18 protein-coding genes, 1 tRNA gene and 5 pseudogenes are annotated in these 26,417 nt (G+C 59.7%); 9 read left to right on the top strand and 15 right to left on the bottom strand.

Annotated features, from left to right (window positions below):
* Nucleotides 1–62 precede the first annotated feature (62 nt).
* The gene (gene metH / locus ATY80_RS07975; protein ID WP_088691909.1) at nucleotides 63–3,836 is read right to left on the bottom strand and encodes a methionine synthase; all 3,774 of its coding nucleotides are present in this window, start codon (nucleotides 3,834–3,836) and stop codon (nucleotides 63–65) included.
* A 173-nt stretch (nucleotides 3,837–4,009) separates the two neighbouring features.
* Between metH and ATY80_RS07970 the strand changes: the two genes are divergently transcribed.
* The gene (locus tag ATY80_RS07970) at nucleotides 4,010–5,269 is read left to right on the top strand and encodes an AGE family epimerase/isomerase (protein ID WP_088691908.1); all 1,260 of its coding nucleotides are present in this window, start codon (nucleotides 4,010–4,012) and stop codon (nucleotides 5,267–5,269) included.
* A gap of 157 nt (nucleotides 5,270–5,426) precedes the next feature.
* Nucleotides 5,427–6,680, top strand: coding sequence for a D-arabinono-1,4-lactone oxidase (locus ATY80_RS07965; RefSeq protein WP_088691907.1), 1,254 nt, complete (start codon nucleotides 5,427–5,429; stop codon nucleotides 6,678–6,680).
* A 35-nt stretch (nucleotides 6,681–6,715) separates the two neighbouring features.
* Here ATY80_RS07965 and ATY80_RS07960 read toward each other — a convergent pair whose 3' ends face one another.
* The 7 genes and pseudogenes from ATY80_RS07960 to ATY80_RS07930 form a co-directional block, all read right to left on the bottom strand.
* Nucleotides 6,716–7,207 (bottom strand): heme-degrading domain-containing protein, encoded by a 492-nt coding sequence (locus ATY80_RS07960; protein ID WP_088691906.1) that lies wholly within the window; start codon nucleotides 7,205–7,207, stop codon nucleotides 6,716–6,718.
* 88 nt (nucleotides 7,208–7,295) lie between these two features.
* Nucleotides 7,296–7,907 (bottom strand): flavin reductase family protein, encoded by a 612-nt coding sequence (locus tag ATY80_RS07955; RefSeq protein WP_088691905.1) that lies wholly within the window; start codon nucleotides 7,905–7,907, stop codon nucleotides 7,296–7,298.
* A gap of 3 nt (nucleotides 7,908–7,910) precedes the next feature.
* Nucleotides 7,911–8,651 (bottom strand): aspartate/glutamate racemase family protein, encoded by a 741-nt coding sequence (locus ATY80_RS07950; protein WP_088691904.1) that lies wholly within the window; start codon nucleotides 8,649–8,651, stop codon nucleotides 7,911–7,913.
* A gap of 4 nt (nucleotides 8,652–8,655) precedes the next feature.
* A complete protein-coding gene (locus ATY80_RS07945) occupies nucleotides 8,656–9,477 on the bottom strand; it encodes an ABC transporter permease (protein WP_088691903.1) in 822 nt (273 codons plus the stop codon).
* A 1-nt stretch (nucleotide 9,478) separates the two neighbouring features.
* Nucleotides 9,479–10,309, bottom strand: a pseudogene (locus ATY80_RS07940) (ABC transporter permease); the annotation flags it as partial.
* A 270-nt stretch (nucleotides 10,310–10,579) separates the two neighbouring features.
* The gene (locus ATY80_RS07935; protein WP_088691901.1) at nucleotides 10,580–11,878 is read right to left on the bottom strand and encodes a PotD/PotF family extracellular solute-binding protein; all 1,299 of its coding nucleotides are present in this window, start codon (nucleotides 11,876–11,878) and stop codon (nucleotides 10,580–10,582) included.
* 30 nt (nucleotides 11,879–11,908) lie between these two features.
* Nucleotides 11,909–12,991: an ABC transporter ATP-binding protein gene (locus ATY80_RS07930; protein WP_088691900.1), complete on the bottom strand. Its 1,083-nt coding sequence runs from the start codon at nucleotides 12,989–12,991 to the stop codon at nucleotides 11,909–11,911.
* Between the two features lie 268 nt (nucleotides 12,992–13,259).
* Between ATY80_RS07930 and ATY80_RS07920 the strand changes: the two genes are divergently transcribed.
* Nucleotides 13,260–13,973: a GntR family transcriptional regulator gene (locus ATY80_RS07920; RefSeq protein ID WP_088691898.1), complete on the top strand. Its 714-nt coding sequence runs from the start codon at nucleotides 13,260–13,262 to the stop codon at nucleotides 13,971–13,973.
* A gap of 52 nt (nucleotides 13,974–14,025) precedes the next feature.
* On the opposite strand, the gene ATY80_RS07915 is transcribed toward ATY80_RS07920, so the two are convergent.
* Together ATY80_RS07915 and ATY80_RS07910 are read right to left on the bottom strand one after the other, a co-directional pair.
* Nucleotides 14,026–14,409, bottom strand: coding sequence for a hypothetical protein (locus ATY80_RS07915; protein WP_088691897.1), 384 nt, complete (start codon nucleotides 14,407–14,409; stop codon nucleotides 14,026–14,028).
* Nucleotides 14,410–14,643: 234 nt separating this feature from the next.
* The gene (locus ATY80_RS07910; protein WP_088691896.1) at nucleotides 14,644–15,387 is read right to left on the bottom strand and encodes an SIMPL domain-containing protein; all 744 of its coding nucleotides are present in this window, start codon (nucleotides 15,385–15,387) and stop codon (nucleotides 14,644–14,646) included.
* A 155-nt stretch (nucleotides 15,388–15,542) separates the two neighbouring features.
* Here ATY80_RS07910 and ATY80_RS07905 point away from each other — a divergent pair.
* The 3 genes and pseudogenes from ATY80_RS07905 to ATY80_RS29495 all read left to right on the top strand — a co-directional run.
* A tRNA-Ile gene (locus ATY80_RS07905) sits at nucleotides 15,543–15,618 on the top strand.
* A gap of 438 nt (nucleotides 15,619–16,056) precedes the next feature.
* Nucleotides 16,057–16,191: pseudogene (locus ATY80_RS07900) on the top strand (winged helix-turn-helix domain-containing protein); the annotation flags it as partial.
* Nucleotides 16,192–16,219: 28 nt separating this feature from the next.
* A pseudogene (locus ATY80_RS29495) lies at nucleotides 16,220–16,375 on the top strand (ATP-binding protein); the annotation flags it as partial.
* A gap of 488 nt (nucleotides 16,376–16,863) precedes the next feature.
* Here the strand turns inward: ATY80_RS29495 and ATY80_RS07890 are convergent.
* The 5 genes and pseudogenes from ATY80_RS07890 to ATY80_RS07870 form a co-directional block, all read right to left on the bottom strand.
* Nucleotides 16,864–17,373: a hypothetical protein gene (locus ATY80_RS07890; protein ID WP_088691894.1), complete on the bottom strand. Its 510-nt coding sequence runs from the start codon at nucleotides 17,371–17,373 to the stop codon at nucleotides 16,864–16,866.
* A gap of 276 nt (nucleotides 17,374–17,649) precedes the next feature.
* Nucleotides 17,650–17,847: pseudogene (locus tag ATY80_RS07885) on the bottom strand (LysR family transcriptional regulator); the annotation flags it as partial.
* Between the two features lie 615 nt (nucleotides 17,848–18,462).
* Nucleotides 18,463–18,915 (bottom strand): annotated as a pseudogene (locus ATY80_RS07880) (hypothetical protein); the annotation flags it as partial.
* A 285-nt stretch (nucleotides 18,916–19,200) separates the two neighbouring features.
* Nucleotides 19,201–22,377 carry a multidrug efflux RND transporter permease subunit gene (locus tag ATY80_RS07875; protein WP_088691892.1) on the bottom strand — a complete coding sequence of 1,059 codons (3,177 nt, stop codon included), beginning with the start codon at nucleotides 22,375–22,377 and terminating at the stop codon, nucleotides 19,201–19,203.
* A gap of 34 nt (nucleotides 22,378–22,411) precedes the next feature.
* The gene (locus tag ATY80_RS07870; protein ID WP_088691891.1) at nucleotides 22,412–23,602 is read right to left on the bottom strand and encodes an efflux RND transporter periplasmic adaptor subunit; all 1,191 of its coding nucleotides are present in this window, start codon (nucleotides 23,600–23,602) and stop codon (nucleotides 22,412–22,414) included.
* Between the two features lie 530 nt (nucleotides 23,603–24,132).
* Here ATY80_RS07870 and ATY80_RS07865 point away from each other — a divergent pair.
* The 3 genes from ATY80_RS07865 to ATY80_RS07855 all read left to right on the top strand — a co-directional run bounded on the left by ATY80_RS07865 (nucleotide 24,133) and on the right by ATY80_RS07855 (nucleotide 26,319).
* Entirely contained in the window at nucleotides 24,133–24,804 is a 672-nt protein-coding gene (locus ATY80_RS07865) for a DUF2092 domain-containing protein (protein ID WP_348626627.1), read from the top strand.
* Nucleotides 24,801–25,130 carry a hypothetical protein gene (locus ATY80_RS07860; RefSeq protein ID WP_088691890.1) on the top strand — a complete coding sequence of 110 codons (330 nt, stop codon included), beginning with the start codon at nucleotides 24,801–24,803 and terminating at the stop codon, nucleotides 25,128–25,130. The genes ATY80_RS07865 and ATY80_RS07860 overlap by 4 nt, the downstream gene beginning before the upstream one ends.
* Nucleotides 25,131–25,311: 181 nt before the next feature.
* The gene (locus ATY80_RS07855) at nucleotides 25,312–26,319 is read left to right on the top strand and encodes a DNA topoisomerase IB (RefSeq protein ID WP_245306781.1); all 1,008 of its coding nucleotides are present in this window, start codon (nucleotides 25,312–25,314) and stop codon (nucleotides 26,317–26,319) included.
* Nucleotides 26,320–26,417: the final 98 nt, after the last annotated feature.

Genomic DNA, 26,417 nt, shown 5'->3' with positions numbered 1-26,417 from the left:
TTGCGACGACAAGCTGAATCAATCTGTCCAGTCCTTGAATCGAATCCTGAAGACCCAGCCGATCAGGCCGCGTCCTCGATGTCCTCGTCGCGCTTGCGCGGCACGTAGTTCAGAACCGGCCCAAGCCAACGCTCGACCTCGGCAACGTCCATGCCCTTACGGTTCGCGTAATCCTCGACCTGATCCCGCTCCACCTTGGCGACGCCGAAGTAGTAGGAGTCGGGGTGGCCGATGTAGATGCCGGAAACGGAAGAACCCGGCCACATCGCGTAGCTTTCGGTGAGCTGCACCCCTGCCGCCTTCTCGGCATCGAGCAGGCCGAACAACGTCTTCTTCTCGGTATGGTCGGGCTGTGCCGGATAGCCCGGCGCCGGGCGAATACCGGCATATTCCTCGGTGATGAGCTGCTCGTTGCTGAGATGCTCGTCCTTGGCGTAGCCCCAGTATTCGCGACGCACCTGTTCGTGCATACGCTCGGCGAAAGCTTCCGCGAAGCGGTCGGCCAGCGCCTTCACGAGGATCGACGAGTAGTCGTCGTTGGCGCGTTCGAAGCGTTCCGCGATCGCAACCTCCTCGATACCGGCCGTAACCACGAAGCCGCCGACATAGTCCTGAACGCCGCTCTCGACAGGCGCAACGAAGTCCGACAGCGCAACGTTCGGCCGACCGTCACGCTTCGACAGCTGCTGGCGCAGCGTGAAGAAGGTGGCAAGCTCTTCCTTGCGGCTATCGTCCTTGAACAGACGGATATCGTCGCCGACAGCGTTCGCCGGCCAGAAGCCGATGACGGCACGCGGGTGGAACCACTTCTCGTCGATGATCCTCGTCAGCATCGCCTGCGCATCGGCCCAAAGCGCACGCGCTGCCTCGCCCTGCTTCTCGTCCTCGAGAATAGCCGGGAACCGGCCTCGCAACTCCCAGGTCTGGAAGAACGGCGTCCAGTCGATGTACTTGGCGATGTCAGCCAGATCGTAGCCGTCGAAGACCTTGGTGCCGAGGAAGCTCGGCTTGGTCGGCTTGTAGGCCGCCCAATCGACCTGCTGCGCGTTCTCGCGGGCGCGGGCGAGCGGCAGACGCACCTTCTCGGCCTCGCTGCGCGCATGCGCCGCCGCCACCTTCGCGTATTCGGCGCGGATGTCAGCCACATAGTCGTCGCGACCCTCAGGTGACAGCAGCGAAGAAACGACGCCGACCGCACGGCTGGCATCCGTCACATAGACAGTCTGCCCCTTGTTATAGCCCGGATGGATCTTGACGGCCGTGTGGACACGGCTGGTCGTGGCACCTCCGATCAGCAGCGGCAGATCCAGTCCCTGGCGCTCCATTTCAGCAGCCACGTGCACCATCTCGTCGAGCGACGGCGTGATCAGGCCGGAAAGACCGATGACGTCGACCTTCTCGGCAACGGCGGTCTCGAGGATCTTCGTTGCCGGCACCATGACCCCGAGATCGATGATCTCGTAATTGTTGCAGGCGAGCACGACGCCGACGATGTTCTTGCCGATGTCGTGGACGTCGCCCTTCACGGTCGCCATCAGGATCTTGCCGGCAGCCTTCCGATCATCGCCACCGTTCTGGCGCTTCTCTTCCTCCATGTAAGGAAGGAGTACGGCAACCGCCTGCTTCATCACGCGGGCGGACTTGACGACCTGCGGCAGGAACATCTTGCCGGAACCGAAGAGATCGCCGACCACGTTCATGCCGGCCATCAGCGGGCCTTCGATGACGTGCAGCGGCCGTTCTGCCTGCTGGCGGGCTTCCTCGGTGTCGGCCTCGATATATTCGGTGATGCCGTTGACGAGCGCGTGCTCCAGCCGCTTAGCGACTGGCCATTCACGCCAGGCAAGATCCTGCACCTTCGCTTCGCGGGTGCCGGCGCCACGGAAGCGTTCGGCCACCTCAAGCAGCCGCTCTGTCGCATCGGCGCGGCGGTTCAGCACCACGTCTTCGCAGGCTTCGCGCAGCTCCGGATCGATCTGGTCGTAGACGGCGAGCTGGCCGGCGTTGACGATGCCCATGTCCATGCCCGCCTGGATGGCGTGGTAGAGGAACACGGCATGCATCGCCTCGCGCACCGGCTCGTTGCCGCGGAACGAGAAGGACAGGTTCGAGACGCCGCCCGAGATATGCACGAGCGGCATAGTCTTGCGGATCGTCCGCGTCGCCTCGATGAAGTCGACGCCGTAATTGTTGTGCTCTTCGATGCCGGTCGCGACCGCGAAGACGTTCGGATCGAAGATGATGTCTTCAGGCGGGAAGCCTGCCTTTTCGGTCAGGAGCTTGTAGGCACGGGCGCAGATCTCGACCTTGCGCTCGTAGCTGTCCGCCTGCCCCGTCTCGTCGAAGGCCATGACGACAACAGCAGCACCATAAGCATGCAGCAGCTTCGCCTGCGCCAGGAAGTTCTCTTCGCCTTCCTTGAGCGAGATCGAGTTGACGATCGGCTTGCCCTGGACGCGTTTCAGGCCGGACTCGATAATCGAGAACTTCGAACTATCGATCATGACAGGCACGCGCGCGATATCGGGCTCGGCAGCGATCAGGTTCAGGAACTCGACCATCGCCTTTTCGGAATCGATCAGGCCCTCGTCCATGTTGATGTCGATGATCTGCGCGCCGTTTTCCACCTGGTCGCGCGCGACATCGAGCGCTGCCGTGTAGTCGGCATTGGTGATCAGCTTTCGGAACTTCGCGGAGCCCGTGACGTTGGTGCGCTCGCCGACGTTGACGAAGGGAATGTCCCTGGTCAGCTCGAAAGGCTCGAGGCCCGACAGCGACATAAAGGGGCGATGCTCGGGGATCGGACGCGGCTTGTGCTTGGCCACGACCTCAGCAATCGCCTTGATGTGCTCCGGCGTCGAGCCGCAGCAGCCGCCGACGATGTTGACGAGGCCCTCGCGGGCAAACTCGTCGATCTGCGCCGCCATCAGTTCCGGCGTCTCATCATACTGGCCGAATTCGTTGGGCAGGCCGGCATTCGGATAGGCGCAGATGAAGGTGTCAGCAACGCCCGATAGCTCCTGCAGGTGCGGACGCATGGCGTTGGCGCCAAGCGCGCAGTTCAGACCGATCGTGAACGGATTGGCATGACGCACCGAGTTCCAGAAGGCCGACGGCGTTTGGCCGGACAGCGTGCGGCCGGAAAGATCGGTGATCGTGCCCGAGATCATGACAGGCAGGCGGACGCCCTTGGCCTCGAAGCGCTCTTCGCAGGCAAAAATCGCTGCCTTGGCGTTCAGCGTGTCGAAGATCGTCTCGATCAGGATGATATCGGCGCCGCCATCGATCAGGCCGTCGATCTGCTCGGCATAGGCTGTACGCAGGTCATCGAAGGTGACGGCGCGGAAGCCGGGATTGTTGACGTCGGGAGAGATCGACGCCGTACGGTTCGTCGGGCCGATCGCGCCCGCGACGAAGCGACGACGGCCATCCTCGCGCTCGGCGCGGATTGCGGCACGACGCACGATCTCGGCGCCTTCCTTGTTGAGCGCGTAGACTTCGCCTTCCATCGCGTAGTCGGCCTGCGCGATGCGTGTCGACGAGAACGTATTGGTCTCGAGAATGTCGGCGCCGGCCTTGGCGTATTTGTAATGGATCTCTTCGATCGCATCCGGCTGCGTCAGGATCAGAAGGTCGTTGTTGCCTTTCTGGTGGCAGGCACAACCGATGAAGCGGTCACCACGGAAATGGCCTTCATCGAAGCCCAGCCCCTGGATCTGCGTGCCCATGGCGCCATCAAGAACGAGGATGCGTTCGCTGGCGGCTTTCTTAAGCGCAGCAAACACTTCACTACCGTCGCGCTTTGCCCCTTCGGAACCAAACAGAGTATCAAACACGGGCGGACTCCTTGACGTCGTTGCAGACCAGTTGACCAAATCACATAAAGATATCTTTATGTCAATATATGCCTATCATGTGGCGCCTTTGCGGCGCTTGACAGATGACAGACTCGGGCGGCCCCTATATAGGCGGTTGCGAAGGATTTTGTGCACGAAATCGGAGGAGTATCATGGTACCTGCAAGCGGCGACGCCGCGCTCGGAAACTGGACCACCCGCACCTACCACCGCAACTGGCTTCTTGCACAGGCAAACGGGCTCTTCGATTTCTTCCAGCACAATTCCATCAACCCAATGGGCGGTTTCTTCGATCTCGACGACACCGGCAAGCCGCTCAATGCCGCAGGCCAGGTCCGCCCGATCCATATCGCGTCGCGTGCCGTTCACTGCTTCGCGATCGGCACCCTTCTCGGCCGCCCCGGCGCCGCCGACGTCGTGGATCACGGCATGCAGTACATCTGGAAGCATCACCGCGACACCAAGAACGGTGGCTACTTCTGGTCTCTTGACGACAACGGCCCCGTCGATTCAAACAAGCAGGGCTACGGCCACGCCTTTGTGCTGCTCGCAGCCTCCTCCGCAAAAACAGTCGGCCATCCGCTTGCCGACGGCATGCTTGCCGACATCACCGACGTCCTGAACACGAAGTTCTGGGAAGCCGCGCACGGCGCCATCGCCGAAGAGTTCACCGCCGACTGGCAGCCCCTCGACAGCGGCAACTATCGCGGCCAGAACTCCAACATGCACCTGACCGAAGCGCTGATGGCTGCCTTCGAGGCAACCGGCAACCGCGACTATCTCGCCAAGGCCGAAAGCATTGCCGACCTCGTCATTCGTCGTGCCGCCGGCTCCGTCGGCTGGCGCGTGGCCGAACACTTCAGCACCGATTGGGTCCTCGACAAGGATTACTATCATCCGAACGAAATGTTCCGCCCGGCAGGTACCACCCCCGGTCATTGGCTGGAATGGGCGCGTCTCCTTCTTCAGCTCTGGGTGCTTGGCAACAAGAAGCATGACTGGATGCCGGATGCAGCCAAGAGCCTGTTCTCGCAGTCGATCGCCCTCGGTTGGGACGATAATAAGGGCGGCTTCTTCTATACGCTCGACTGGCAAGACAGGCCCGCCAAACGTAACAAACTGTGGTGGCCTGCTTGCGAGGGCGCCGGTGCCGCGCACTTCCTCAACGAACACCTGCCGAGTGACTACCATGAGGAACACTACCGCAAGATCTGGAACGTCATCGAACGCTCCTTCATCGATCACAAGAATGGCGGCTGGCATGAGGAACTGACGGAAGACCTGGTGCCTGCCCATACGATCTTCCCTGGCAGGGGCGACATCTACCACGCCCTGCAGGCGTGCCTGATCCCCCTCTTCCCGGCGAACGGAAGCCTGACCAAGGTCATTTCCGAAGCGGGCGGCAAGATCTGATTTAAAGCGCGCCACCTCAATGGCGCGCGGCCATCATTTCCAGTGGTATCGCGTCGGCGCCGTGACTAGAACGGCGGATGCGACGCACCGGCATAAACGACGACTGGTCGTTGGAATGGCTGTGCGATAGAAAACAAATCGGTGCGAGGTTTTGTCTATGACGCGGATTCCAACGACCAATTGGGCAGCAAGTTTTCACTATGGCTTTCGCGACTGCCTATACCCGTCTTCCGTGGACGCGGTTTGCGAAATCGTGGCGCGTTCGCCAAAGATAAAAGCGGTGGGCTCGGGCCATTCGTTCAACGCAATCGCCGATGGCGAAGTGGCCCTGTCGCTTGCCGAGCTACCGATCAACCCTGTGATCGAAGGCGATGGAACACAGGTTTCCGTTGGCGGTCATTGCACCTATGGAGAGCTTGCACTTTTCCTCCATCGGCATCATCTCGCCGTTCATAATCTAGCCTCGTTGCCACATATTTCGATTGCCGGAGCAATTGCCACGGCAACGCATGGATCAGGCAACCGAAATGGCAACCTGGCGACAGCGGTTTCCGGGCTTGAAATTGTTTCAGGCGACGGTCGCCTCATAAAGGTAGTACGCGGTGATGCCGATTTCCCGGGAATGGCAGTACATCTGGGCGTGCTTGGCATCGTCACGCGCGTAACGCTTGATGTCCAGCCGGAATTTCAGGTCGCGCAGTATGTTTACGAAGGATTGGCCTGGGACAAGCTGTTGGCCAACCTCGATGAGATCATGGCCGCGGGCTACAGTGTCAGTGTGTTCACGCAATGGGGTCAACAAGCCGGATCGATTTGGGTCAAGAGAACCGCATCGGCCGATGAGTGGCCCACCGCCATCCACGGCGCAGCGCGCGCGATGGTCAACAGGCATCCCATCAGCGGATTGGATGCGCAAAATTCCACGGAACAGTTGGGGCAGCCTGGCCGATGGTCCGACAGGCTCCCGCACTTCAAGATGGGGTTCACGCCCAGCAACGGCGAGGAGATCCAGTCCGAGTTCCACATTCCGCGAGAATACGGAGCAGCCGCTGTCGACACGTTGCTGTCAATCCGTGAGAGGTTTGCGCATTTGGTGCAAGTAGCGGAATTCCGGACAGTCGCCGCCGATGAACTGTGGCTCAGCCCTCAATATCACCGAGACACGCTCTCGATCCATTTTACCTGGGTTCGGAATCAGGAAGCAGTCAACGCGGCCGTGGAGCACATTGAGCAAGCGCTCTTGCCCTTCGCGGCCTTGCCGCATTGGGGCAAGGTCTTCACCGGGCGCCACATCGGCGCCAAATATGAAAAGCTTCCCGAGTTTGCGCGCCTTCGAGACAGGATGGATCCGGAACGGACGTTCTCTAACCCATGGTTGGAAAACGCCATATTCGGTTCAAGTGCAAACTAGGCGACTTCCGCAAACGAGGTTGCCTACCTCGACAATCAGGCCAGACGCAGCGCGTCGAGATCCTTCGCCAGCATCAGTGCCAGTGCCTCAACCGCAAGGTTGTGGTCGTCGCGTTGCGGCAGCCCCGAGACTGTGACCGCGCCGATGCAGCCAGTGCCCTTCACATTGATCGGGAAGCTGCCGCCGTGAGGTGCATAATCGGCATCAGCGAGGCCGTTGTCGGCGACAGTCTTGCCCTTCTGCTTGAGATCGAGACCGATCGCGTAGCTGCTCTTGAAATAACGCAGCACCAGATTGCGCTTGCGCCGCACCCACTGGACGTTGTCGGGCGTGACGCCCGGGAGCGCAGCATAGAAGACCGGCATCGAATGCAGCGTAATATCGATCGCAATTCCGAGGCCACGTTCGGTTCCAAGCTCCTGCAGGAGCTTGCCGAGTTGCCATGCGGTCGTGAGATCGAAGGTATCGAAACTCAATACCTTTTCCTGTTCCGCGATCCGCTTGAGGTCTTCTTCGGGCATGGTCACGTGGGCTTCCTCTCCTGCAAGGCTTTTTTCTGAACAAATGCAAGCGGAGGGGAAAAGTAAAGCGGAATCGTGGCGATGCCACGGACCTTTACAACTTGGGTGTCAGCATTTCGAAGCGGTCGCGGATCGTCGAACAGGTATCACCGCCGAGACGCGCAATGGCGTCAATCTCTGCAGGATCGACGCGTAGCCTTTCCGGGTCGACGACGCCGTCGCGATAGTGCGCATAGACGATTTCGCCCATGATGATCTGCCGGGACTTGCCGAGCTCCAGCGTGAGGTGACGCCTGCACTCGAAGGCTGCCGGCGCTTCCGCGATCCGCGGCGAGGCGACTTTCTGGCCGGGGACTGCTGTCAGACCGGCCTCCCTCAGTTCATCGACGCCGCGAGGATATTTCGAGCCGCAGACATGCATCGCCTCCGCGATGGCAAAGGACACGATGTTGACCGTGAAGACCTCGGTCATACGGATGTTGTGACCAGTGTCCTTAAAGGACATATCGGGATTATTCTCGACACCAAGCGCTAGGATCGGCGGATCGGCCGAGAGGCAGTTGAAGAAACTGAAGGGTGCGGCGTTGGTCCGGCCGTGTTCGTCCACTGTCGTCACCAACGCGATCGGCCGCGGAATGATCGTGCCGATCATTAGCTTATAGCGTTCGCGCTCGGAGAGCGTCTCAAAATCGAAGGACACAGTCATGGATCAGCCTGTCGCCCGGATCGGCGCAAAGGCGCTCATCGCGCCTGTAAACGGCTTGGCCAGCGGCGATGCGTAGGAACCGCGTTTGCTGGTCGATAATCCGAGCGAGACCAACGTCTCCGCCTGCTTAACCGCTGCAGCCACCCCGTCGACCACTGGCACGCCGTAGATATCCTGTAGATCGCGAGCGAGATCGGTCATGCCGGCGCAGCCAAGCACGATTGCCTCCGCGCCATCCTCTGACAGCGCCCGTTCGATCTCGGCGCGCAGCTTGCCAATAGCGCCCGAGGCGGGATCTTCGAGCTGAAGGACCGGTATGTCAGAGGCGCGCACCTTGACGCGTCCGCCCATGCCATAGCGTCGGACAAGATTGTCGATCAGCACGCGTGAGCGCTCCAGCGTCGTCACGACGGTAAACCTCTGCGCCAGAAAGCCGGCAGTGGCGACCGCAGATTCGCAAAGTCCAAGCACCGGTACGTCGGCAAGGCTGCGTGCTGCATCGAGCCCCGTATCGTCGAAGCAGGCGATGATGGCGGCATCATATGCGCCAGCCCGCTCCCTGAGTTCACTCAGCAGCCCGGGGACTGCGAGTGCCCCGTCATAGTGTCCCTCGATCGACGCTGGCCCCATGCGCGAGGTCGCGGCGACAATGTCGGTGCCGGAGGCCGCGACAGCGCGAGCCGCAACGGCTGCCTTCTCGGTCATGGACACTGTCGTATTGGGATTGACCAGAAGAATGCGCATTGGATCAGCTTATCTTTGCCTGACGCCGGCGCAGCATGAGCATGATGCCGAGCGCAACGAGAATGATGGTGAAGGAAAACAGCGTCGTCACCGTGCCAAGCGCATAGAGCACCGGCGTCGTGACATTCGTGGTCATGCCGTAGATTTCGAGCGGCAGCGTATTGTAGCTGCCCGACGTCATGAGCGTGCGAGCGAACTCGTCGTAAGAGAGCGTGAAGCCGAACAGCCCGACGCCGATCAGGCTCGGTGCGATCATAGGCAGCACGACATGCCGGAAGGTCTGCCATGAAGTCGCCCCGAGATCGCGCGCCGCCTCTTCGTAGGCCGGCGAGAAGCGATTGAAGACGGCAAACATGATCAGCACGCCAAACGGCAGCGTCCATGTCAGATGCGCGCCGAAGGCAGAGGAGTACCAGGCGGGCTTCAGGCCGCTTTGCTGGAAAACCACGCCGATCCCGAGCGAAATGATGATCGATGGCACCACGAGACTTGCGACCGTCGCATAGAAAAGCACGGTCGATCCGCGGAACCGGCGGCGAAACGCGAGACCCGCAAGCAGCGAGACGACGACGGTGACGACCATCACCATCAGGCCGAGCGAGAACGAACGGCGGAAGGAGGCACCGAAATCGCCCACCGCCTGCTTCTCGAACAGATTGAAAAACCAATGCAGCGAGACGCCGTTCAGCGGGAATGTCAGGCCGCCATCCGGGCCCTGGAAGGACAGGATCAGGATTGCCGAGAGCGGCCCGTACAGGAACAGCACGAAGACGAGGAAGAAGGCTGCGAGCACATAGAATTCGAAGGTACGCTTCTCGTGGTTCATCTCACAGCTCCTTGCGGATATCGACGACGCGCAGGATCGCGGCAACCATCATCAAGACGACCGCAAGCAGGACGACCGCATTGGCAGCCGCTGCCGGATACTGCAAGAGCGACATCTGGTTCTTCATCATCAACGCGACCGAGGCGCTCTGGCCACCGGACATGACCTGAACCGTCGAGAAGTCTGCCATGACGAGAGTGACGACGAAGATCGTCCCGATCGCCATGCCGGGCTTTGCCAGCGGCAGTACGACATTCCAGAGGATCTGCCAGCCGCTGGCGCCGGCGTCGCGCGCCGCCTCGAACAGCGAGCGATCGATACGCATCAGCGTGTTGAAGATCGGCGTGACCATGAACAGCGTGTAGAGATGCACCATCGCAAGAACGACGGCAAAATCGGAGTAGAGAAGCCATTCGATCGGCTGCGGCACGATGCCTATCTGCACCAGCGCGGAATTGACCAGACCGTTGCGACCGAGCACCGGGATCCAGGAGATCATGCGGATGATGTTGGAGGTCATGAACGGCACGGTGCAGACCAGAAACAGGATCATCTGCGTGGTCGTCCGGCGGATGTGAAAGGCGAGGAAGTAGGCGACCCAGAAACCGATGACGAGCGTCAGCCCCCAGACGATCACCGTGAATTTCAGTGTGTTGAGATAGGTTTTCCAAGTGACCCATGAACCGAGCGTGTCGGTGTAGTTCATGGTCAGAAAGGCCGGGTAGAGTCCGGCGAAGTCATAATCCCAGAAACTGACGACGGCGATCATGGCGATCGGCAGGATGAAGAAGAAGCCGAGAATGAGGATCAGCGGCGTTGCCTGCAGATAGGAGGCTGCCCAAGCCGGCCATCCAATTCGTCGACGGCTTATCTGTTCCGATTGTTGGTCGGCCTGCGAAGACGCGATCGTCGCCATGTTCCGGTCTCTCCGTTGTCGATGCCCTCCCCCCAAAGGAACTGGGGAGAGGGCCTGGCAGAAGCAGTTTGCCTTAGAGCCGGATGATTTTAGGTCCAGCCGACCTAAAATCTGAATCCGCCTCTAAATCATAAAGTTAGAGCGGGATTTCAGCCGAAAACCACCTATACTTTTCGGCATCCCGCTCTAGGCCGCGATGAACTCGTTCCAGCGGCGAACCATGTAGCGATCCTCGTCCATGACGGAGTTCCAGCAAGCCACATGGCCCATGCGCTCTTCGAACGAGCCGCCGTCGCGAACCGCACCCGCCTTCTCCATGACCTTGCCTTCCGGCGAGAGGATATCGCCCTGCGCCGGCTTGCCTTCGATCCAGTAGCCCCATTCGTCTGATGTCATGAAGTTCTTGGCCGTATCCATGCAGGCGGAGTAGTAGCCTTGGCGGTTGAGATAGCCGCCGACCCAGCCGGACGTGTACCAGTTGATGTACTCGTAAGCCGCGTCGAGCTGTGCGCCCTTGAGGTGCGAGGCAAGGCCGAGACCGCCGCCCCACGAGCGATAGCCTTCCTTGAGCGGCTGATACTTGCAGGCGATGCCCTTGGAGCGGACGGCGGCGACGGCCGGCGACCACATGGACTGGATGACGACTTCGCCTGATGCCATCAGGTTGACCGACTCGTCGAAGCTCTTCCAGAAGGCGCGGAACTGGCCGTCCTGCTTCGCCTTGATCAGGAACTCGATCGTCTTGTCGATCTCTGCCTTGGTCATGTTGCCCTTGTCGGCGTACTTGATGTTGCCAAGCGCTTCCATGATCATCGCGGCGTCCATGATGCCGATCGACGGGATGTTGAGGATCGAGGTCTTGCCCTTGAACTTCGGATCCATGATATCGGCCCAGGTGGTGATATCGCGGCCGACGAGATCGGGGCGTATGCCGAGTGTATCGGCATTGTAGATCGTCGGCATCATGGTGAAGAGTTCGGTCTCGCCCTTGGCGAAGGTCTTGGCATCCGCGCTCTCGACATAGCCGACCGTGTGCGGCGCCGTGCCCTGGGCGATGACGCTGTCCGGCTTCAGCTTGCCGTTCTTGAACAGCGGTACGACCTTGTCGTAGTACTTCAGCTTCTTGACATCCATCGGCTGGATGACACCGGTCGGATAGACTTTCTTCAGGATCCAGTATTCGATATCGGCGATGTCGTAGCTATCAGGCTGCGTCACGGCGCGTTGGGCCGCGGCGTCGGAATCGGTCGCCGTCATCTCGAGCGTGATGCCGAGGTCCTTCTTGCACTGCTCGGCAATGGCGTTGATGTTCGAAACACCGGTGCCGAACTGGCGAAGCGTGATGTTCGACTGCGCCCAGATGGTCGGGAAGCCGGTGATCAGGCCGGAGCCGGCGGCCGCACCGAGGGCAGCAGCCCCGGTCTTGAGCAGGCTGCGGCGAGAGATCCCCGCTGCCGTCTTGGTCGTCTTCTTTTCAGTTGTCATGTCAGTTCCCCTTCTTTTTGCTGGTGAGGTTCATGCATGGCCAAGGAGGACCGCGTCCTCCAGAGCCCAACTCAGAGACACCGCATCGCCGACCGATACGGGTTTGGCGAAGTAGTCGCCGTCACTCGCGATGACCGTGAAGTCGTCACTGCCCGCGCCGGCCACGGTGATCTTCACCGAGGCGCCGCGATATTCGATGTTGGAGACGACGCCGTTGAAACCGAGCGTCTTATCGCTTGCCGCATCGAGCCGGACCCGGTCGGTGCGAACGCCGATGTCGACAGCTTCGCCGGCCATCTTGGTGTTACCCCGCACCGAGAAGGTCTGCCCCTCCGGCACCTCGAGCGTGGTGACGCCGTCTTCCGAGGAAACAACGCGACCGGACAGGACGTTATGATCACCCATGAAGCGGGCGACGAACGCTGTAGCAGGTTCCTCGAACACCTTGCGCGGCGTCGCTGCCTGCTCGATCTTGCCGTCGTTCATGATGACGATGATATCGGCGAGCGCCATCGCCTCTTCCTGGCTGTGCGTGACGTGGACGAAAGTAATGCCGAGCGTCTTTTGCAGCTTCTTGAGCTCAGCACGCATGCGTATCTTCAGGAAGGGATCAAGCGCCGACAACGGCTCGTCGAGCAGCAGCGCTTCAGGATCGGTGATCAGCGCGCGCGCCAGCGCCACGCGCTGCTGCTGGCCGCCGGAAAGCTGCGCCGGTCGCCGCGTCGCATAGGCGTCCATCTGCATCAGCTTCAGCATCTCCAACGCCTTGGCGCGACGCTCTTCCTTCTCGACACCCTTCATCTTCAGGCTGAAGGCGACATTGTCGACGAGGTCAAGATGCGGAAACAGCGCGTAGGACTGGAACATCATCGCCGTGCCGCGCCTGGCCGGCGGAAAGTCGGTGACAACAGTGTTGCCGAGCCGGATGTCACCTGAGGAAATGCTCTCGTGCCCGGCAATCATGCGCAGCGTCGACGTCTTGCCGCAGCCGGAAGGCCCGAGAAAGCAGCAGTAGGAACCGGCCGGTATCTTCAGGCTGATGGCGTGGACCGCCGTGGTGGCGCCATACATCTTCGAAACGGATACGATATCGATCTCTGCGGCTTTAGACATTGGTCTTCCTCTGTTTGAGAAAGACAATGCATCTGCCATGCCAGTTTCTATTGCCGCGCATCAAGCGGCGCCAAATCAAAGGCTTGCCGCCAAGATTGCGCCAGATATGAAAAATCAGGCGACATACGAATATGCACACAAAATAGGCTATCGTCTGCAATTCGTGCAGAATATCGTATACAATTTAGCCGAAACTTTGCGCACAAATTCCGTTTAACTTTTGCGCGAAACGCAGATATCATTTCCCGGTCAAAAGGTATCCGAGTTCATGAAATCCACCGCAACGGCCCTGCAAATCGCAGAGGATTCAGCCGAGACAGGCGCACAACAGATCCGCGACGCGATCCGCGACGCGATCGTGGAGCGGCGCCTTTCGCCGGGAACGAAATTATCGGAGAGCGATGTCGGCAATCTGTTCAATGTCAGCCGTACGCTCGCTCGCGCCGCCTTGCAGGCTCTCTCCTACGAGGGGCTGGTCAGCGTCGAAAAGAATCGCGGCGCGTTCGTCGCCTACCCCTCGCCCGAGGAAGCGCGCCAGATCTTTGCCGCGCGCCGTCTCGTCGAGCCCGGAATCTTGCGCGAGGCGGCAGCCAAGATTACGCCTTCGCAGATCCAGCACCTGAAGCAATTGCTGCTCGAAGAAGGCCGGTTGATGGGCGAGCGCGGCCAGACGGCGCGGCGCGCCGAGATCAAGGCATCAGGCGACTTTCACCTGACGCTTGCCGGCATATCCGGAAACGCCATCATGCAGCGCTTCATGGATGAACTGGTTGCCCGCTCGTCGCTGGTGATTGCTCTTTACGGCCAATCGACCATATCGAGTTGCGGTCATTCCGAGCATGGCGACATCGTCGCCGCAATCGAGCGTAACGATCTTGACGAGGCGTGCAGGCTGATGCTGCACCACATTGCCCACATCGAGGCCGATCTCGACCTGCGCGAACACAAGAGCGTCGGCCTCAAGGAAGCCTTCGAACTATAGCAAATTTTCACCTGGGAGCGGGATTGCGGCCATAGGACCGCAATCCAGGAAGTCAATTGCCGGAGCGACGCTCGGCTGTCTGTTCTGCAACGGCGACAATATCAGCCGTGCCATTTGCAAGCAGGCGCTTGCGCACGAGGACGCCCATGACACGGGCGGCAGTCGAGAAACTCATCTGGTCGAGCGGTCCTTCGCCTTCCCAGGGTTTGGTAAGCCGTTCGGTCACGGCTCCGACGATGTTCATCGGAACGATATCGTCGCATAGACGCATCGCTTCGAAGACCTGACTGATGGGTACAACGCGTCCTTCGAAGGTGACGATCGGTTCTGTGAGTTCCGTATCCCACTCTTCAAAGGCATAGAGGGCTTCTCGGAAGAGTTCCTGAAGGGTGAACGGGGCGTGTCCATTGTGAAGCGGCGGCAAGGCATTCGTCATGTCTGTCTCCTCTTTAGGGCTAGTGCCATTCCTCCTCTTCGGCCGGCAGCGACGTGGGAAACAGAACTCAGGGTTCCCTGCGGGCCGAAAACACGATCGATGTTATAGTGTAATATATGCGTGATAAAGCCTTTTATTGCCCGAAGGTTCCCCGGCGTTCGACAAAAACAAACAGGCCATTGATATTGCAGCGAATATCAATGGCCATTGGTCACGGATCAAACCCGTTGACGATCACTGAGCGATCGAAAATGTCACGTTGACCGTAACATTGTAGCTGGTTTCACCGCCCTGAACCGGCACGGCTGAGTCTGCCGCCTCCTTCATCATGGCAGCCCGTAAGACCGGTACCGGCTGCGCACGCGGCGACGTCTCGCTGATCTCGATCACGCGCCCGAGTTTGACATCGGCAGCCCCGGCCAGAGTCCTTGCCCTCTCGATGGCGTTGGCGACGGCTTTCTTTCGCGCCTCTTCCATCACCTTCTCCGGCTTGTCATTCGTGAACTGAATGTCTCCACCCTGGTTGACGCCGAGCGTGACAGCTTCGTCGAGGATGGCGCCGAGCCTGGACAAGTCGCGGACGCGCACGCTCAGCGAATTGCTGACCTGGTAAGCGATCAATTCCGGCGGCTTAGGCTGGCCATCGTTGGACTGCGGGTAGTTAAATTGCGGCTGCACCGCAAAACCTGAGGTCTGCAGATCCCGCTCCGCGATGCCTGCCTTTTTCAGCGCAGCAAGGACATCGCTCATTGCCTTGTTATTTTCATCGAGCGCCTCGCGCGCGGTCGTTGCCTGCTTCACGACGGAAAGGTTGAGCACCGCCATGTCGGGCGCGACACTCGCCTGCCCTTCGCCGCTGACGGAAATCACAGCCTCACGCGGCTGCGAATCGGCGGCCAGCGCCGGCAGCGCCATAGCAGCGGCAGTCGGAAAACCGAGCAGAAGGCTGAAGACGATTGTTCTGGTGTTCGGCAGCACGATGTTTCACTCCCTGATTGTGAAGTCTTAAGTGTCGTCTTGCCGATTGATTGTGAAGCTATTGCGGCAGTCCCTTGTGAGCGCTGGAGAATTGCGTTAGAGCGGAACCCGTTCCGGGGAACCATTGCGCCGGACACGGCAGCCAAACCGCTGCAGGGCCTGTAGCTCAATGGTTAGAGCCGGCGGCTCATAACCGCTTGGTTGGGGGTTCGAGTCCCTCCGGGCCCACCATAGACCATAAGTCTATGATTTTAAACGGAAATTTTTAGAAGAAAATTTCGTCGTACATGGCGAAATACACTGCTTTGTACACATGCGAGCCAGAACGAGAGGCTTGAGATGTATTTATGGAAACGCGAAAACGGATTCACGTTCCAGCAAAGAATTCCCGCTAGCGTCGAATCAAAATTCGGAAAATCGCTGATCCGCGTGAATCTCGGGCCTCTTTCCGCTGCTGATGCAAGGAAAAGGGCAATAATTCTGTCGGGTGCGGCCATTCAGTTGATGGACGATCCCGATATCACACGAGAAACCCTTGTTCACAGCCTTCGAGTGATTGCACCGGTAAAGATATGGCCGCGACCCGCATCACAACAGAGCTGCCAAAGCGAAGTTCATGACCAAGTCGCAAATACGTTGGAGGTCAGGTGACAGAGGCCGGTCGCCTATGTCGCCGATCGTACGATCGACAGTCACGTTCGCAATATCCGCGCCAAGTTTGCAGCAGTTGGCTGCCACGGCATCATCGCGACGGTTCATGGGATCGGCTTCAAGCTTGCTACAATCATCGAAGCGAACAACTGATGTCCAGCCTTGTTATCAAGCAGTCACGATTACAGTTAAGGACAATGGCGTAGGTATTCCAATCGGGAACCGGGATCTTATCTTTACGCCGTTTTTCTCCACTCGCCGTGAGCAAGGTGGTACTGGCATCGGCCTCGATATCGTCCGCTCCATGCTGGCGGCCCACGGAGGCACTATTCAGCTGGCCGATCCTCAACGCGAAGGTGCAGTATTCGACATCGCCGTCCCAAGCGGATCGCGAGGCGTTGTAGCCGACCGTCAGCGAAACGGAACCGAGGCCCGACTTCTGAAGACCGGCCCAGTCGGCGAGGCCCCGCATGTTTTTCAGGGCGTCGGTATTGACGCCGGTTAGCGCGTTGTAGGTCTGGTAGCCGGCAAGTGCTGCCGGCGCCACCGCGTAATTGCCGTTGGCGCCGCCGAGATCACTGGCGGCGGAAGCTATTCCCTGTCCGGCGCTAGCCAACCCGGAGGACACGTTGAGGCAGACGCCGGCGAAGAGCAGATTGACGTCACGGTCAGCGAGAACAGCCGGTCGCAGCAATGATAGATCATCGGAAGCGACCGCATGTTCAATGCGGCTTTCCTTTAAAGCGTGTTGTCTGTGCCTCGGTTCGGTCGATCGGCAGCTTTGGGTAATCGGGCGTCATGGTCGGTCAGGACCGTCACCCGTCGTCACGGCTTGGTTGGGCAGCCCTTTGCCAGACGAGATACCTGGTCTCGCGCCCCCGTGAGTTCAAAGCCGGTGCTATATTTCACATCGGCCTCGACGGCGTACATGGTCGCGAAATCAGCGCCAGATGTGAGGGCGGCAAGCAACTTCGGATGCTTTGAGAGAACAGTCGTTCGCCGATCGGGACTGTTCCCGTCGAGGCGGATTGTCTCTTTGTACCTGCCAATCTCGAAGCGCGCCGATCGCAGGCCCATGTCGCCAACCGTGGCATCGCCAATCTCGAAAACGAGACCGCTCTTGGCGTCGCAACGCACCATGTAACAAGCCTCATTGTCGGTCGCATCAACGGCAGAGCATGTTCCGACCGCTCCAGCATGCGAACCGGTAAGCTTGACCCATGGAGCGGGCGGCTCGACTTCCTGTGCGAGCGCAGACAATGCCGCAAGGCTCACGCCACCCCCCCACATTGCCACACCAACCACGCCTGCGACTGACGGTCTGTTAAACTTCATCCCATCCTCGTTTTTCTACGACGTTGCGAGCCCAATAACGTCTCGCCGTGGACCCGGTTGTCAAGGTCGATTGACGGGAGACGCAGACCAGCAGGCGGATGGCGCCTATGATCGCCTCACTCGCTCTGGGAGCTGGTCGACCGATCGCGACAGGATCGACTTGCCTTAGTAATATTTCTCTTCTGCCGAGACGTTCATCTTGTTGGGGCTACTGAGGACTGACGGTCCGGTGCGATAGGCAAGCCGAAGCCCATCAACGACCGCCCTTTCCCCCAGTCACTTTCCCGGTCGCACCAGCGATCGTGCGATATCGACGATGTCGTCGGGCGAGGGAGTCGGGTCCTCCCTATTCCAGACAACCCCGAGCCCGATCCGAAAGTCGATCCCCCGCACCGCCTTCAGCTCGAAGGCGCGGTTCGGAAGATCTGCCGTGCATTCCGGGACAAAGCCGATGCCAAGCCCGGCCGAGATAAGCGGAGTCCAGATCCTAGAGGCCGCGTCTTTGCACGACACAAAGTCGCTCCACTATCTTTCGCCCTGAACGGAACGACCCACCGACCCCTCACGCTTCCAGCCATTCAGGCGTATAAAGCACTGAAAACACGAAGTTTGAGGCGTAAGGCGTTTATGGAACCTCACGGCTGGACCTGACCCATGCCGCTTATCAAGGAAGCCGAGAATGCAATGACGCCCTGGTCGCTGCGTCGGGTGCGGCCATGGACGGGGAGAGCCGAGAGGTCAGCCTACCCGTTGGTGATCCTCTCGAGCCCTCTCAGAGGACCCCGAAAGGTGCCCCTGCGTGTCCTTTTTTTGGCGGAAGGACAAGGCCAACTTAGGCAGAGGGTGCGCGCTTGAAAAGTTGGACCAAGGTCTGACCGTGAGGAGGGAGGCTGCAGGAGGGTTTGTCCGCGACATCCCAAAGCCTCCCTCATCCTTCGGGGCAGAAGGACAAGGTGCAGTTAGCGCATGCGGAGAGATTGTGTAGTTGGACCAAGGTCTGACGAGTTCACAACCATTTTGCGAATCGAGACCGATACGTCCCGGCACCCAATCACCCAGCGTACCGAAGACCATGAAAGCAAAAGAAAATCACAATCCGTGAGCTAGGACCTTTTGGCAGGCCGGGGACAACCGCGCCATATTCTCTCTAAGGCAGGCGATGCCGCGTCCGCCCCCAAGCGGAACGGCGCGGCAGTAGGATCGGAAGTCCGGCCCGCAGGCCTCGCGAGCAATGACCATCTCCTCCCGCGGCGAAAGCTGCGGTGCGGCCGTTGCTGCGGGCGCGGCAGCTTTAGGTGTGCCAGCATCCGGCGTTGCTGGCGCGTTCGACGCCCCTGAAGACGATTTCGGAGCGGCGGCGCTGCCGCTTCCGCCGAGCGCGCTGATTGCCTGCTTGCATCCCGACGACAGCGACGCTTCATGCTGCTGCAGGCAGGCAAGCGCCTCCTTGCCACCCGGCGTGACACCGGAGCAATCGGATATGAAATCGGTACGGCAAGCGGATTTTATTGCGTTGCGCTGCGCGTCGGTCGGCTGTTGTGCCAAGGCGCTCGCGAACAAGGCGACGACGCCGATCACGGACAAGCCAAGTCTCATTTTCCACATGCCATGTTTCAGGGATGCGATTTCCAGTGATGACGAGAAATTCTCCATAGTTCCTCTCCTGCGGAAATCACAGTGTCGACCATGTCGGCATCGTGAGGCTGCTCCTAACCCTCTCCTTCCGAGGGCGCTTCCTTGCTTTATCCACGGGGGGCGATCAAGCGCGACGCGCCTGTGCGCTTCCCGAGCCGAGGATAGCAATTCTCAATGCGGTATCATTTCCGTTCAGCGGTCTGTCGCCGCATCGCTTGACGTCTGCGCGCCCGGAATCGGCAGCGCACGGCGCTTCCGATATTCCTCGAAATGCTGCAGGATCACGTAGAAGGACGGCACCAGCAAAACCGCCAGGCACGTCGATGCGATCATGCCGCTGAAGACGGAAATACCGATCGATCGGCGGGCGTTGGCGCCAGCCCCCGTCGCCAGCACCAACGGCAACACGCCGAGGATGAAGGCGAACGAGGTCATCAGGATCGGGCGGAAACGCAGTCGCGCCGCAAGCACGGCGGCAGTTGCAATCTCCATGCCCTGCATGCGTTTTTCGCGTGCATATTCAACGATCAGGATGGCGTTCTTGGAGGAAAGCGCGATGAGCAGAATGAGACCGATCTGCGTGTAGAGATTGTTTGCGACCCCGAGCGCCGTCAGTGCGCCGACCGTCCCGAGCAGAGCAAGGGGAACGGCGAGAATAACGGCGAACGGCAATATCCAGCTTTCGTACTGTCCGGCCAAAACGAAATAGACCAGAAGAATGGCAAGACCAAAGACGTAGTAGATCTGCCCACCGACCGCCCTTTCCTGATAGGACAGCGCTGTCCACTCGAAGCCGGCGCCGGGCGGCAGTGTCTGATCGGCGATCTGCTCCATGACATCAAGCGCCTGCCCCGAGCTGAAGCCGGTGGCGGGGCCGCCGACGATCGTGGCGGTTGGATAGAGATTGTAGAGGCTGATCAGCGACGGACCTGGCGAGCTTTTAACGTCAATCACCGTACCAAGCGGGACCATGCTGCCATCGCCAGCCTTGACCTTTAGATTACGGATATCATCCGGCCGCACGCGAAAATCCGGAGTCGCTTGCACATAGACCTGGAAGGTCCGGCCGAACTTATTGAACTGGGTGACATAACTCGAACCGACATAACCTGAGAGAGCCGAGAACACCTGCCCAACCGTGACGCCGAGCGTTTCGGCCTTGATGCGGTCGACCGACACCTCAAGCTGCGGAGCGTCCGCGCGGAACGACGTCTGCAGCCGCTGAAGCGAGGATTGCGAATTTCCGTGCTCGACGATCGTATCGGCCAGCGTCTGTAACAGCGAGAAATCGAAGCTGCCGTCCTTGAGCAGCACCTGCATGGTAAAGCCGCTGGCATTGCCGATACCCTGGATCGCCGGTGGGACCACGACCAGAGTATTGGCCTGCATGACACTTTCCAGAGCACCGTTCAAATGCTTGTATATCGACAGCAGGTCCTGGCCTTTTTCCTTTCCGCGCACGTCCCAGTCCTTGAGAATGACATAGGCGACACCGGCATTCGGCAGGCTTGCGCTGTTGTCGAGGACCGAAATGCCGCTGATCGTCAGAACCTGGTCGACGCCCGGCGTCTGCTCCGCGATCGCGCTGACTTGCTGCATCACGGCATCGGTACGCTCCTTGGACGCACCATCAGGCAACTGCGCACTGATCAGCACGTAGCCTTGATCCTCGATCGGGAGGAAGGCCGTCGGAAGCCGGGTCAGCCCCCAAAAGGCGACGCCGATCAGCGCCAAGCCAACAAGCACTGCGACCACGCTGTTACGCACGAGGCCGCCAACGAGCCTGGAGTAGCCGTTCTCGGCCGCATCATAGACTCGGTTGAAGCCGCGATAGAAGAAGTTGCGCTTTTCCGGCGGCACGGGCGGTCGCAGCCAAAGAGCACATTGCGTCGGCTTCAGCGTGATGGCGTTGATCGCGCTGATCAGCGCAGTCGCGGCGATGACAAGCGCAAATTGCCGGTAGAGCTGTCCTGTCAAGCCCGGCAGGAAGGCGGCCGGAATGAAGACGGCCATGAGAACCAGCGTAATACCGATGACGGGGCCGAGGAGCTCGTCCATCGCCTTCTCTGCCGCCTGTCTGCCGGGCATCCCCTCCTCAACGTGACGCGCAACCCCCTCGACGATGACGATCGCGTCATCAACGACGATGCCGATCGCAAGCACGATCGCAAACAGCGTCGACAGATTGACGGTGAAACCGAGGGCCGCCATCGCAGCAAATGCCCCGATAATCGTCACCGGAACGGTTGTCGCCGGCACGAGCATGGCCCGCCAATTCTGCAGGAAGAGCAGGATCACGATCAGGACCAGAACGCCGGCCTCGATCAGCGTCACGTAGACTTCGCGGATCGACGCCTTGACGAATTTCGTCGTATCAAACGGCATGCTGTATTCGAGGCCAGGCGGAAAGCTCTTCGAAAGCTCCGCCATCTTTGCCCTGACGGTTTCGGCCACCGCGATGGCATTCGCCTCCGGCAACTGGAAAATGCCGACACCGGTCGCCGGTCGCCGGTTCTGCAGGAAGGACTGGCTATAGGTCTGCGCCCCGAGCTCGACACGACCGATGTCGCGGACACGCGTGATCCTGCCGCCACCTGTGGAATCGACCTTGACGATGATGTCTTCGAAGTCAGGGGCGTCGTTCAGCCGGCCGCTGACGTTGAGCGTGTACTGGAAGTCCTGCCCGCTTGGCACCGGCGGCAATCCTACCTGCCCTGCGGTGACCTCCTGGCTCTGTTGCTGCACCGTATTGATGATGTCCTGCGGCGTCAGCCCCCGGGCTTGCAGGAGATCCGGGTCCATCCAGATCCGCATGGCATACTGGCCGGCGCCGAAGACGCTAACATTGCCGACGCCGGGAAGCCGTGCGAGTTCGTTCTGCAGGTTGATGACGGCATAGTTCGACAGGAACAGGCTGTCGTAACGGCTATCCGGCGAAGTCAGGCTGACGAAACCGAGGATAGATGTTGACTTCTTCTGTGTCGTCACGCCCTGCACCTGCACTGCCTGCGGCAGCGATGGCATCGCTATCGCAACGCGGTTCTGGACAAGGACCTGCGCCTGGTCGGGGTCCGTCCCGATGGCAAAGGTGACGGTCAGCGAATATGTGCCGTCGCTGGCGCTGGTCGACTGCATGTAGAGCATGTTTTCGACGCCGTTGACCTGCAGTTCTATCGGCAAGGCAACGGTATCGACGAGGGTCTTGGCGCTCGCGCCCGGATAGCGCGTCGTCACCTGTACGGTGGGCGGAACCACATTGGGATATTGAGCGACAGGCAATTGAAACAGCGCCACCGCGCCAATCAGGACGATGACCAGGGCAAGAACATTGGAGAGCACCGGCCGCTCGATGAAGAAGCGCGAGATCATCTGCTTCGCCTCCTGTATCGGGCCGGGTCTCGGTTCATGGGACTTTCGATCCGCTCGGATCCCCTGTTGCAGAGGCGGCGTCTATCGTGCCTTTCTCAGGCGTAACCTTCATATCGGGCACGGCCCGTTGGATCCCGGCCATGACGACCCAATCCCCTGCGTCGAGACCCGACTCGATGACCCGCATCGAGCCATTGCGCTGGCCTATCTTGACGAGCTTCTGTTCAATCACGTCGTCCTTCCCGAGCACCAGCACATAGCTGCCCTGTTGGTTGGTGCCAATCGCATCATCGCGGACGAGAAGCGCCTCGTCCTTGTGGGCAACCGGAACACGAACGCGGACGAAAAGGCCCGGCAGGAGCGCGTGGTCCTTGTTGTCGATAATACCCCGAACCGAAAGCGTGCCCGTCGAAGCATCGATCTGCGGCGCCACGTAGTCGAGGTGACCCTTGTGCGGATACCCCTCCTCATCGCCGAGCCCGATTTCCACCGGTATGCTCGGGAGGTCAGCCTGAGTCAGCTTACGCCCTGCCTTTGCGAGGCTCTGCTTGATCATCAGCACCTGCGCTTCACTGACGTTGAAATAGACATAGAGTGGGTCGGTCTGAACGATCGTGGCAAGCTTTGTCGGGCCGGACACGCCGACCAAGGCTCCGACATCAACGAGGTGGTCGGTCACCGTGCCGTCGAAGGGCGCCACCACCTCGGTATATCCGAGGTTGATGTTTGCGAGATCGAGGCTTGCCTGCGCGTTCAAAATGGCGGCGTTTGCTTCGTCAAGCGTCGCCTTGGCGCTGTCGACGGCCGTCTGCGTCGTCACTTCCTGCTTCATGAGATTAAGCTGCCGGTCGTATTCCTGCTTCGCCCCGACTTGCGACGCCTGCTGCGAGGCCAGTTGCGCCTGCGCCTGGTCGACCTGTGCCTTATAGGTGTCCCGCTGGATGCTGAAGAGCCGGTCGCCCTTCTTCATCGGCGTACCGTCCTTGTAGTCTATTGATTCCAGAAAGCCCTGCACGCGGGCTTCGATGTCGACAGCGTTGATCGCGTCAGTATTGCCCGTCAGCTCAAAATATTCAACCACCGGCTGCCGTAGCGGTTGCGCCACATTTACCTTTGGTGGCGGCGGCGGCACATACGCATTGCTGCCGCTGTCGCACGCCGATAAAGCGGCGACCACAGTCAAAATACCGATAAGATGCAGCCCTCGATACGAACTATCGCGCATTTTTCTGCCCCGATGCATGCACGAGCTTCGGATTTCATGCGTGCCCCTGGCGCATCCCACCACTCCATATGCCGGGGCAAAGTGTAGTATCAGACAATATTTCCGCATTTCCGCGAAAGGCAATAGTAGCGCAGGCGATAAATAGTTGGCGATACGGACCGAAATGTGTGACAAAAGATGAACTTGCAGTTACATTTCGGCCGCCAGAAAAAGAAACGTACAGTAGCCGCACCCCTGTCCAGAATCGGATCGCGGGGCTGAGCCGTTCGTTTTCCGCGTCCCAGCAAGCAGGCCTTCCAAAGGAGTAGCTTTGTCTACGGCTTTCTGACGATGGCAATGCCGCCGGCAACCTCAAGCTACGCTGTATTCACGGCGCACCCAATCTACCATTGTTAAAAAAAGAGGGCGTGACATGTCGAAATTCACAATGCCGGCCCCATTCAGCACTCCTTGCCGCGTACGCGATCACCGCCGGATTGAGCTCCCCAACCTGCGCATGGGCGGACGATTCGAAAGAACTCCTGAAGGCGATGTCGGACTATCTGGCGGCGCAGAAGACCTTCTCCTTCCACTATGTCTCGTCGGTGGAGGCGGTGACGCCAGTCTTTGAAAAGCTACAATTCGTCAGCTCCGGCACCGCCACCGTCAGCCGACCAGACAAGATCCGGCTAACGCGGATCGGCGGCTTTGCCGACCTGGATGTGGGCTTCGACGGGACGAAACTGACGGTACATGGCAGGAATCTCGACGCGTACGCCCAGATCGATGCCAAAGGGACCCTAGATGAGCTTTTTGATCGACTACAAAACGCCGGCGCGGAAATCCCCGGCTCCGATCTCCTGCTTTCGAACAGCTTCGATGCGCTGATGGACGGAGTTACGGAAGCCAAGCATATCTCAAGCGCCGTCGTCGACGGTGTGGAATGCGAATATCTGACCTTCCGCAAGAACGACGTCGATTGGCAGATCTGGATCGAGGCCGGTTCGAAGCCAATACCGATACGCTACATCGTGACCAGCAAACATGTGGTGCAGGCACCACAATACATGCTTGAGGTCCGAAACTTCCGCACTGGCGAAGATGCGAAGCTGGCAAACTTCGCGATCAAAATTCCCGGAGACGCCAAGAAGGTTGACCTCAGTGAACTCGGTCAGATCGATGAACTACCAGCGCCAACAGAGCCGATGGGAGACGCACAATGAAAACTGTCGTACGGATTTTCGCCTTTGCGCTCGTAGTTGCGTTTACCTCCCTTGACGTCAACATGGAGGGAAGCGACCTGACCACCTTGACCGTCAGGGCGTCGACCCCCGCCGAGGCCGAAATTGGACGCCCCCTGACGCCGCTCTCCTATGCTGGCGCCGCCCGTCGAACGACACGCCGCGTTGTACGGAGGACAAATGTCTATGTCAGCACCCTTCCAGCTGGCTGCGTTTATGGAGCTTACCACGGGGGGTATTACTACCGCTGCGGATCACTCTATTATGCAAAGAGCGGCGCTACCTACGTTCAAGTGGTTATCGAATAACAGGCTCGGCCTGCTTTCTGGCAGCCGTCGGTGGAGCCGCCAAAAGGTTACCATCGCTTAAATCGGAACCTACCGACGGGAACGGCGTTTCCCGCTCACTGTGGACCAGAGAGCGACCTATAAACAGCAACTTGACGAAAAACCGGCGGCTGCGCCGGGCGAACTGCCGGTTGCCGGCGGGCTGGTCTTCATCGCGAACCTGGAGACTGGCATAACAAGGCGGGCCGTAAAGAACGGGTTTGTCTATTACGACGCCGAAGGCACGCGCATCAGCGACCGGGCGGAACTCGAGCGTATCTCAGCGCTCGCAATTCCACCCGCCTACACGGAGGTTCTCATCTCCGCCGACGCGAATTCGCACCTTCAGGCGACGGGCCGCGACGCGCGAGGCCGCAAGCAATATCGCTACCATTCCGAATGGACCGCGGAGAGAGAAAGAAGCAAGTTCGAACGGCTCGCCGATTTCGGATCGGCGCTGCCCGCGATCCGCAGGAAGGTAGACTCCGACCTCCGGCGACGGACACCCAACATCGATAAGGCACTCGCAACGATCGTTTGGCTGCTCGATAACCTTTACATCCGCGTCGGCAATGCGAGCTACGCTGCGGAGAATGCGTCCTTTGGCCTGACGACACTGCGCAACAAGCATGTGAAAATATCGGGCTCGAGCATTCACTTCCGCTTCAAGGGCAAATCAGGGAAGGAATGGCGCCTGAGCCACAGCGACAGGCGCATCACCCGTGCCGTGCGCATGCTGCAGGAACTACCCGGCCAGCAACTTTTCCAGTACATCGATGACGATGGGATCTGCCACCCCATCCAGTCACAGGATGTCAACAGCTACATAAGACAAGCATCCGGAGCCGACTTCAGTTCCCGCCAATTCCGCACCTGGGGCGCAACCCAGATGGCCGCGACCGCCCTTGCTACGGTCGAACCACATGAAAGCCAACGAGGACGCACTCGGCAGATTAACATCGTCGTCGATGTAGTTGCCGCCCGGTTGGTCAACAGCCGCGCGGTGTGCCGCTCGTCCTACATCCATCCAAAGGTATTCGAAAGCTTCGAGACCGGCAAACTTGCCAAGCTCGCGAGTGCCCGGCCGAGCCGAAGTGCCAGATTGCTGCGCTGGATGGATCAGGATGAAATTGCCGTGCTGCGCTGGCTCAAGCGTCTTAATCTGCGCTGAGAGCGCTATCCCTCGGTATTTGCACGTTTTGCGACGCTTGCCATGGAACCAAACTGTTGCTCGCGCCGTTATGGGGAATTACCGCAAAAGCGGCCAAG

The organism is Rhizobium sp. R711 (genome assembly GCF_002211365.1).
Lineage (GTDB): Bacteria > Pseudomonadota > Alphaproteobacteria > Rhizobiales > Rhizobiaceae > Rhizobium.
Note: the sequence above shows the minus strand (reverse complement) of the source record. Positions and strands in the feature narration are given on the sequence as shown.

What these genes read in the sequence shown, in the direction of transcription:
- ATY80_RS07970 (WP_088691908.1), top strand. Translation starts at nt 4,010, where the DNA reads ATGGTACCTGCAAGCGGCGACGCCGCGCTCGGAAACTGGACCACCCGC.
- ATY80_RS07965 (WP_088691907.1), top strand. Translation starts at nt 5,427, where the DNA reads ATGACGCGGATTCCAACGACCAATTGGGCAGCAAGTTTTCACTATGGC.
- ATY80_RS07955 (WP_088691905.1), bottom strand. Translation starts at nt 7,907, where the DNA reads ATGACTGTGTCCTTCGATTTTGAGACGCTCTCCGAGCGCGAACGCTAT.
- ATY80_RS07950 (WP_088691904.1), bottom strand. Translation starts at nt 8,651, where the DNA reads ATGCGCATTCTTCTGGTCAATCCCAATACGACAGTGTCCATGACCGAG.
- ATY80_RS07945 (WP_088691903.1), bottom strand. Translation starts at nt 9,477, where the DNA reads ATGAACCACGAGAAGCGTACCTTCGAATTCTATGTGCTCGCAGCCTTC.
- ATY80_RS07935 (WP_088691901.1), bottom strand. Translation starts at nt 11,878, where the DNA reads ATGACAACTGAAAAGAAGACGACCAAGACGGCAGCGGGGATCTCTCGC.
- ATY80_RS07930 (WP_088691900.1), bottom strand. Translation starts at nt 12,991, where the DNA reads ATGTCTAAAGCCGCAGAGATCGATATCGTATCCGTTTCGAAGATGTAT.
- ATY80_RS07920 (WP_088691898.1), top strand. Translation starts at nt 13,260, where the DNA reads ATGAAATCCACCGCAACGGCCCTGCAAATCGCAGAGGATTCAGCCGAG.
- ATY80_RS07915 (WP_088691897.1), bottom strand. Translation starts at nt 14,409, where the DNA reads ATGACGAATGCCTTGCCGCCGCTTCACAATGGACACGCCCCGTTCACC.
- ATY80_RS07890 (WP_088691894.1), bottom strand. Translation starts at nt 17,373, where the DNA reads ATGAAGTTTAACAGACCGTCAGTCGCAGGCGTGGTTGGTGTGGCAATG.
- ATY80_RS07875 (WP_088691892.1), bottom strand. Translation starts at nt 22,377, where the DNA reads ATGATCTCGCGCTTCTTCATCGAGCGGCCGGTGCTCTCCAATGTTCTT.
- ATY80_RS07870 (WP_088691891.1), bottom strand. Translation starts at nt 23,602, where the DNA reads ATGCGCGATAGTTCGTATCGAGGGCTGCATCTTATCGGTATTTTGACT.
- ATY80_RS07865 (WP_348626627.1), top strand. Translation starts at nt 24,133, where the DNA reads ATGTCGGACTATCTGGCGGCGCAGAAGACCTTCTCCTTCCACTATGTC.
- ATY80_RS07860 (WP_088691890.1), top strand. Translation starts at nt 24,801, where the DNA reads ATGAAAACTGTCGTACGGATTTTCGCCTTTGCGCTCGTAGTTGCGTTT.